General features: G+C 64.0%; 9 protein-coding genes. 5 read left to right on the top strand and 4 right to left on the bottom strand.

The annotated features are described in order from the left end of the window. From nusA to pspF, 3 genes are all read right to left on the bottom strand, one after another. A partial coding sequence (nusA, locus tag ACHWRX_RS01180) for a transcription termination factor NusA (protein WP_394657786.1) occupies window positions 1–1,543 on the bottom strand: 1,543 nt, incomplete at its 3' end. 4 nt (window positions 1,544–1,547) lie between these two features. After that, window positions 1,548–2,108 (bottom strand): ribosome maturation protein RimP, encoded by a 561-nt coding sequence (rimP, locus tag ACHWRX_RS01175; protein ID WP_394657785.1) that lies wholly within the window; start codon window positions 2,106–2,108, stop codon window positions 1,548–1,550. 155 nt (window positions 2,109–2,263) lie between these two features. Then, window positions 2,264–3,274, bottom strand: coding sequence for a phage shock protein operon transcriptional activator (pspF, locus tag ACHWRX_RS01170; RefSeq protein WP_394657784.1), 1,011 nt, complete (start codon window positions 3,272–3,274; stop codon window positions 2,264–2,266). Between the two features lie 174 nt (window positions 3,275–3,448). Here pspF and ACHWRX_RS01165 point away from each other — a divergent pair, with 174 nt between their 5' ends. The 5 genes from ACHWRX_RS01165 to ACHWRX_RS01145 are packed head-to-tail and all read left to right on the top strand — an operon-like array spanning window position 3,449 to window position 5,503. Then, complete coding sequence (locus ACHWRX_RS01165; protein WP_183616330.1) at window positions 3,449–3,637, top strand: hypothetical protein; 189 nt, start codon at window positions 3,449–3,451, stop codon at window positions 3,635–3,637. After that, the gene (pspA, locus tag ACHWRX_RS01160; protein WP_288418273.1) at window positions 3,634–4,527 is read left to right on the top strand and encodes a phage shock protein PspA; all 894 of its coding nucleotides are present in this window, start codon (window positions 3,634–3,636) and stop codon (window positions 4,525–4,527) included. Before ACHWRX_RS01165 ends, pspA begins: the two co-directional genes overlap by 4 nt. A 33-nt stretch (window positions 4,528–4,560) precedes the next feature. Then, window positions 4,561–4,926, top strand: a complete 366-nt coding sequence (locus ACHWRX_RS01155) for a PspC domain-containing protein (protein WP_288418272.1) — start codon at window positions 4,561–4,563, stop codon at window positions 4,924–4,926. A 25-nt stretch (window positions 4,927–4,951) separates the two neighbouring features. Beyond that, complete coding sequence (locus ACHWRX_RS01150) at window positions 4,952–5,236, top strand: hypothetical protein (RefSeq protein ID WP_058735869.1); 285 nt, start codon at window positions 4,952–4,954, stop codon at window positions 5,234–5,236. Window positions 5,237–5,269: 33 nt separating this feature from the next. Then, window positions 5,270–5,503, top strand: coding sequence for a hypothetical protein (locus ACHWRX_RS01145; RefSeq protein WP_058735870.1), 234 nt, complete (start codon window positions 5,270–5,272; stop codon window positions 5,501–5,503). Between the two features lie 230 nt (window positions 5,504–5,733). Here ACHWRX_RS01145 and ACHWRX_RS01140 read toward each other — a convergent pair. Next, window positions 5,734–7,673 (bottom strand): NAD(+) synthase (locus ACHWRX_RS01140; RefSeq protein ID WP_394657783.1); only part of this gene is annotated, 1,940 nt, incomplete at its 5' end.

The following is a 7,673-nucleotide window of genomic DNA, read 5'->3' as shown; positions in this document are numbered from 1 at the left end:
TGATCTCGTTGCCCTGTTCTTCGTTCAGGCCATACTCGCCCAGAACCCCGCCCTTGTCCTCGTCGCGGGCGCGGCGATTGACGGTGCCGTCGCGGCGGCGCTGCTCCTGGCGCTTCTTGGCGATAAGCTCGTCGGTGGCGAGGTCGGCCAGATCGTCCAGCGTGCAGATCCTGGCCTTGCCCAGCGTGACCAGCATCGCTTCGGTCAGGTGCGGCAGCTCGGCCAGGGCATCTTCGACGCCCAGCGCGCGGCGCTGTTCACGGTGAGCTTCCTCGCGGCGCTGAAGCGCTTCCTGCGCGCGGCTCTGCAGCTCCTCGCCCAGTTCCTCGTCGAAGCCTTCGATGTTCGCCAGTTCGCCCAGGTCGATGTAGGCCACTTCCTCCAGCTCGCTGAAGCCTTCGGCCACCAGCAGCTGCGAAAGTGTCTCGTCCACGTCCAGCTCTTCCTCGAACATCTTGGAGCGCTCGACGAATTCCTTCTGGCGCTTCTCCGAGCTTTCCTGCTCGGTCATGATGTCGATCTGCGAACCGGTCAGCTGCGAGGCAAGCCGCACGTTCTGGCCACGGCGACCGATCGCCAGCGAAAGCTGGTCATCGGGCACCACCACTTCGATGCGGCTTTCCTCCTCGTCGATGACGACGCGGCTGACGGTGGCGGGCTGGAGGCCGTTGACCACGAACGTCGCGGTGTCCTCGCTCCAGGGGATGATGTCGATCTTCTCGCCCTGCAGTTCCTGCACAACCGCCTGAACGCGGCTTCCCTTCATGCCGACGCAAGCGCCGACCGGGTCGATCGAGTTGTCATGGCTGATCACGCCGATCTTGGCGCGCGAACCCGGATCGCGGGCAGCGGCCTTGATCTCGATGATGCCGTCATAGATCTCGGGCACTTCCTGCGCGAACAGCTTCTTCATGAATTCAGGATGCGCGCGGCTGAGGAAGATCTGCGGGCCACGGTTCTGCCGCTCGACTTTCAAGACGATCGCGCGGACACGCTCACCGACGCGGGCGGCCTCACGCGGGATCTGCTGATCGCGGCGGATCACGCCTTCGGCGCGGCCCAGGTTGACGATCACGTGGCCGAATTCGACCGACTTGATGACGCCGGTGATGATCTCGCCAGCGCGATCCTTGAACTCTTCGTATTGACGGTCACGCTCGGCATCGCGGACCTTCTGGAAGATCACTTGCTTGGCGGACTGCGCATCAATGCGGCCCAGGTCTACCGGAGGCAGCGGATCGACGATGAAGTCACCGATCTTGGCGTCCTTCTGCAGCTTTTGCGCCTGCGCCAGATCGACCTGCTTGAAGTAGTCCTCAACTTCTTCGACCACCTCGACCACGCGCCACAAGCGCAAGTCGCCGGTGCGCGGATCGAGCTTGGCGCGGATGTCGTTCTCGGCGCCGTAACGATTGCGCGCGGACTTCTGGATCGCCTCTTCCATCGCCTCGATGACGATCGACTTGTCGATCATCTTCTCAGAAGCGACGGAGTTCGCGATCGCGAGCAGCTCGGCGCGGTTGGCGGAAATCGCACTGGCCATGGGATTAGTCTTCCTGTTCCTCAAGAATTTCGTCTGCGCCGTCCGTTTCGATCGGGCGCGTGGCAGCAATCAGCTTGTCCGTCAGAATCAGCCTGGCGGAAACGATGTGGTCCAGCGGGAAGCTGACCCGGCCCGACTTGCGATCGTCGAACTGGACCGTATCACCTTCAAGCCCGGCAAGATCGCCATGCAGCCCCTTGCGGTTACCCTCGATCGGCTCGCTCAGCGTGATCTTGGCTTCGTGCCCGGTCCAGTTGGCAAAATCGCTGGGACGCGTCAGCGGGCGATCGATACCCGGCGAGCTGACTTCCAGGCGATAGGCCTCTTCGATCAGCGTCTCACCCGCTTCTTCCAGCTCATCGAACTTGTCCGAGATGCGGCGTGACAGCGCGGCGCAATCATCCAGCACCAATTGCCCGGTCTTCGGATTCTCGGCCATGATCTGCAGCGCGATCTCATCATCGCCCACTTCGCTCTTGCCGTATACGCGCACGCGCACGAGATCGAAACCCAGGGCTTGCACCTCAGGCTCAACAACCTCCGTAATCCGCGCGATATCAACCAAGTGAAAGCTCCAATGCGGCAAAGCCACTTCGCGCCGGCCCCTTCCGGCGCCAGCCCGAGTCTTGCATTACCAATGTCGGGATGTGTGGCCAGATAGGCCCATTGCCATCGAAACGCAAGTGGAACGTGTGGCGTTTTTGCCGATGAAAACTCGGCTCAACCCGGCACCGTCAGCTTGTGCTTGCGCATGCAGTGCCGCAGCTGATCGTAAGTGAGCCCCAGCGCCGAGGCGGTTCGGCGTTGATTCCAACGATGATGCTCCAACGCCGATAAAATCAGCCCACGCTCATGCGCCTCGACTGCGGTTCGCAAGTGCGTGACGGGTGGCGGGGCGCAGGACTGCGGCGTTTCCGAGACCGCAGCCGATGGTGTCGAATCCGCCTCACGCGGGGCCCAAAGACTTTCGAAGGGGTCGAACACGATCGCGCCGATCGGCCGGTCCTGATCATCCCAGCGATAGACCGCGCGTTCCACCACGTTGCGCAGTTCGCGCACGTTGCCGGGCCAGGCGTAGGCCTCCAACGCCTCCATGGCGGCGGAGGTGAAGCCGGGCCAGCGCTCCCAGGCCAGCTCGGTCGCCATGCGGCGGCCATAGTATTCGGCAAGCTCTGGCACATCGCCCTCCCGTGCGCGCAAGGGTGGCAGGGTGATGACCTCGAAACTCAGGCGATCGAGCAAGTCCGCCCGAAACCGCCCTTCCGCAGCGGCACGCGGCAGATCGGCGTTGGTGGCGCCGACGATGCGCACGTCCACCTGCACCGGGCGCGACGATCCGATCCGCGTTACCTCGCCATACTCCACCGCACGCAGCAGGCGCTCCTGCGCCGCCATGGACAAGGTGCCCAGTTCATCCAGGAACAGCGTGCCGCGATCGGCCTCCTCAAATCGACCTGGCCGCGCTCGCGTCGCGCCGGTGAACGCGCCCGCCTCATGCCCGAACAGCTCGGCCTCGATCAGCGTCTCGGGCAAAGCGGCGCAGTTCAGCACCATCAGCGGCTCACCCCAGCGCGGGCCGAGGTGGTGCAGGCGTTGGGCGATCAATTCCTTGCCCGTCCCGCGCTCACCTATGACCAGCACCGGCCGCGCCGTATTCGCCGCGCGCGAAGCCCGCTCCACCGCGTCCAGAAACGCGGTCGACTGCCCGATGAAATGCGTGTTCCGCTCCATCGCCAAATGTTAGCGGATTTTCCCAAGTATCGGCAAGTTGCTTTATCCCAATGGACAGGCTGCGGAGCCCAAACCCCGCGAAAATGCGGTTTTCGCGATTTGGCACGCCCTTTGCTGTATTGTTCGCACAAGCTTTTTACAGACCACACCACCCGCTTTCGCAAGGATCAGATCATGCTTCCCCGCAACGATGCTTCCGCCGGCACCACCCCCGCCCGCTTCAAGCTCGACGCCGCGATCATCGCCAGCGTCCTGGCGATCGGCACGCTCAACGTGCTGGTGATGGCGGACCTGATAGGCCCTTCGAAGGCCTACGCCGCCGCGCCGTGCCGCTGCGCCCCTGCGGGGATCGCGCTGGCATGACTCGGTTCGACGCCCACATCGCCGATCTGCGCCGCGATGACGCGTCCCGCCCTGCCCTGCTGACGCTGGACGGAATCGAGGACGAACCACGCGCCGCGCACCACTCGACGCAAGACCATCAAAAAGCGTATTACTATTCACCAGCCGACCGGCACCTGACCAGAAAGGGCACAGCCGCCATGGGTATCTTCTCGCGGACTCGCGACATCGTCGCCGCCAATTTCAACGATCTGCTCGAAAAGGCGGAAGATCCGGCCAAGATGATCCGCCTGATCATCATGGAGATGGAAGAGACGCTGGTAGAGGTTCGCACCTCCAGCGCGCGGACCATCGCCGATCAGAAGGAAATGCGCCGCCACCTGGTCAAGCTGGACAAGCTCCAGGCCGACTGGGCCGACAAGGCGCAGCTGGCGCTCAGCAAGGACCGTGAGGATCTGGCGCGCGGCGCACTGGTCGAAAAGAAAAAGGCCGGCGACATGGCGGATCAGCTCAAGGCCGAGATCGATGTGCTGGACGATGCGCTGCGCGCTTACGAGCAGGATATCGAGAAGCTGCAGAGCCGCCTGCGCGAAGCCCGTAGCCGCCAGTCTTCGATCGCCGCACGCCTGCAAAGCGCCGAGAACCGCGTCAAGCTGCGCACGCTGCTTTCCAGCGAGCGCGTGGACGAGGCGATGGTGCGCTTCGACCAACTGGAACGCCGGGTCGACTATGCCGAGGGCCGCGCCGATGCGATGAGCCTGGGCGACAGCCGCCAGCCCACCCTGGCCGAGGAGATCGCCGCCTTGCACGAGGGTGACAGCGTGGAGGCCGAACTCGCCGAACTGAAGCGCAAGATGGGCGATGCCAAGCCCGCCGCCGCTTCCACTACAACCACCACGCCGTCCAACTGACGCGCCGCCACGAAAAGCAAGGGGATCACGATCATGTCACGCGGTGAATTTTACCTCGACAAGTCGAACGCCAAGCTCGCCGGCGTCTGTGCGGGCATCGCCGATTACACCGGCACCGACGCGCTGTGGGTGCGGATCGCAACGGTGTTCCTGACGCTGTTCGTCTCGTTCATCACCATTCCGATCTATATCGTCGCCGCCTTCGCTGCGAACAAGCGGCCGATGGCGCTGTACAGCGAAGCCGAGGAACTGCGGCTGCTGCGCAAGCTGGACCGCTCACGCTCGAAGAACCGCTACCGTTCGGAACTGTCCGACATGGATCGCCGCGTGGCCGATATCGAAGCGCGCTATTCCAGCAGCAACGCCCGCCTCGCCGCCGAAATCGACAGCTTGCGCTGATCGCCTCTTTCAGGAGTAATCCGACATGGAATTCATTGGTGTCCTCGTCCCGCTAGCTCCGTTCATGATGGTCTGTTTCATCGTGTGGACCAAGCATCAGCGCAAGCTTGCCGAAATGCAGATGGCGAACACCGCCGAAAAGGCCGCGCAATACGCCTCGCACTCCCGCGAGTTGGAAGAGCGCATCCGCGTGCTGGAGCGTATCGTGACGGACGGCGGCTATGATACCGCGCTTCAGATCGAAGCCTTGCGCGACAAGCGCGAGGTGGAGGAACAGCGCGGCACCGCGCGCGGCGCCGCGATCAATTAAAGACCTCTGCCGAGGTCGCAGGAGTTAGACGTCATGAGTTTCTGGAGCGCCGTCGTCGCCATCGTCGCGATTTGCGCCTTTGCCTGGGTCCGGGCGCAACAGTCCCGCGCGTTCGGTCCCAAGACCGGTGGCGAGATTTCGCGTGAACCGGAACTGGAGCGCGAGATCGAGCAGTTGCGCAAGCGCATCGCGGTGCTGGAACGCATCGCCATAGAAGAACGCGGCGGCGACCGCCTGGCGCGTGAAATCGAGGCGCTTCGAGACTGAGGGGGGTGGGAGCGTTCGATACGCCTCCCACTTGGTCATTCCCATACAGGCGGGAAGGACGAAGATTTGGGAATGGGTGGAATGGGGGCAGCCGCTCCCGTTCGTGTCGAGCGAAGTCGAGACACGGTGGCGTTGCGCTCCGGTGTCTCGGCTTCACTCGACACGAAGGGCACAGATGGCATCCCGCTGCGTGAAAACGCAGTCGGTCCGAACGTGTTGTAAGGCCCCGCTTAAGGCAACGCCCGCCGCAGTTCCGCCAGCCACACTTCAGCACTGGCATCGGACGGCGCGCGCCAGTCGCCGCGCGGGCTGAGCGCGCCGCCGCTCGATACCTTCGGGCCATTAGGAATGGCCGAACGCTTGTATTGCGCGAAAGCGAAGAAGCGCTGGCAGAAGGCCTCCAGCCAGTGGGCGATCGTCGGCAAGTCGTAAGCAGTGCGCGCCTCGTCCGGCAATCCTGCGGGCCATTCACCGCGCGCGGCATCGTGCCACGCATGCCAGGCCAGGAACGCCACCTTCGACGGCTTCTGCCCGAAGCGCATGATGTGGTGCAAGAAGAAATCGTTGAGCGCGTAGGGCCCTACTTTGTCCTCCGTGCTTTGGATTTCGCCGTTCTCTCCCGCCGGAACCAGTTCGGGCGAAATCTCGGTGTTGAGAATCGCCAGCAGCACCTCGCGCGTCTCGGCATCGACTTGCGTCTCGGCCGTCCAGCGGATGAGGTATTGCATCAGCGTCTTGGGGACGCCCGCATTCACCGCGTAGTGGCTCATGTGATCGCCCACGCCGTAGGTGCACCAGCCCAGCGCCAGTTCGGACAAGTCCCCCGTGCCCACGACGAAGCCCGAATGCTGCCCAGCCAGGCGGAACAGGTAATCGGTGCGCAGGCCCGCCTGCACATTCTCGAACGTGACGTCATAGACCGGCTCGCCCCGGCCATAGGGGTGGCCGATGTCTTTCAGCATCGTCGTTGCCGTGGGGCGAATATCGATCTCGTCGGCGGTGATGCCCAGCGCTTTCATCAGCTTCCAGGCGTTGGTCCGGGTTCCCTCGCTGGTGCCGAAACCGGGCATGGTGTAGCCCCGGATCGCGCTGCGTGGCATGCCCAGCCGGTCACAGGTCTTGGCCATCACGATCAGCGCATGGGTGGAATCGAGCCCGCCCGAAACGCCGATGATCAGGCTCTTGGCCTTGGCGGACTCCACGCGCCGCATCAGCCCGTCGACCTGGATGTTGAACGCCTCGTAGCAGTCCGCATCCAGCTTGTCGGCGCGATCGGGCACGAAGGGATAGCGCCGCATCGGGCGCTGCAGGCCGATGTCACCGCTGGCGGGCTGATGATCGAAATGGACGGTGCGGAAGGCCTGCTCCGGGTTGCCGACTGCGCGGGCGGCATCGGCATACGTCGGCAGCCGCAGGCGATCGTTGACGATTCGCGCGCAATCCACATCGGCGATGCACAGTTCAGGCTCCAGCGAAAACCGCTCCGACTGCGCCAGCAGGCCGCCCAGTTCGTAGATCACGCCCTGCCCGTCCCACGCCAGATCGGTAGTGCTCTCACCATGGCCGCCCGCCGAATAGACGTAGGCCGACGCGGTGCGCGCCGATTGCGAACTGCACAGCAAGTGCCGGTCATCCGCCTTGCCGATCACGATGTTGGAGGCGGACAAGTTGCACAGGATCGTCGCCCCGGCGAGCGCCCCCAGCGAGGATGGCGGCGTCGGTGCCCAGAAATCCTCGCAGATTTCGATGAAGAAGCGAAAGTCGCGCTGGCGGTTGGAGGCGAATACGAGGTCGGTGCCGAACGGCACGTCCTCCGCACCCACCCGGATCGTGCGCCCGGTCACGCCGATGCCGCTGACGAACCAGCGCTTCTCGTAAAACTCACGATAATTGGGCAGGTAAGACTTGGGCACCACGCCCAGCAGCTTTCCATCGGCGATGGCCAGGCCGCAGTTGTACAGCCGCCCCCGGTCGGCCAGCGCCGCGCCGATCAGCAGCACGGGCGAGAGGCCCCGGCTCGCCTCGACGATCGCGCCGATGGCGTCCTCCACCGCCTCGATCATCGCCTGCTGCAAGTGCAGATCGTCGATCGCGTAGGAGGACAGGCACAGCTCGGGATAGACCAGCAAGTCCACCCCCGCCTCATGCGCGCGGCGCGCCTCGGCGATGA

The organism is uncultured Novosphingobium sp., from assembly GCF_964277725.1.
Taxonomy (GTDB): domain Bacteria; phylum Pseudomonadota; class Alphaproteobacteria; order Sphingomonadales; family Sphingomonadaceae; genus Novosphingobium; species Novosphingobium fluoreni.
The sequence above is the reverse complement of the archived record's forward strand: the minus strand, read 5'-3'. Positions and strand labels throughout refer to the sequence as shown.

Coding starts and splice junctions, on each gene's coding strand:
- pspF (WP_394657784.1), bottom strand. CDS start 3,274: ATGGAGCGGAACACGCATTTCATCGGGCAGTCGACCGCGTTTCTGGAC.
- ACHWRX_RS01165 (WP_183616330.1), top strand. CDS start 3,449: ATGCTTCCCCGCAACGATGCTTCCGCCGGCACCACCCCCGCCCGCTTC.
- pspA (WP_288418273.1), top strand. CDS start 3,634: ATGACTCGGTTCGACGCCCACATCGCCGATCTGCGCCGCGATGACGCG.
- ACHWRX_RS01155 (WP_288418272.1), top strand. CDS start 4,561: ATGTCACGCGGTGAATTTTACCTCGACAAGTCGAACGCCAAGCTCGCC.
- ACHWRX_RS01150 (WP_058735869.1), top strand. CDS start 4,952: ATGGAATTCATTGGTGTCCTCGTCCCGCTAGCTCCGTTCATGATGGTC.
- ACHWRX_RS01145 (WP_058735870.1), top strand. CDS start 5,270: ATGAGTTTCTGGAGCGCCGTCGTCGCCATCGTCGCGATTTGCGCCTTT.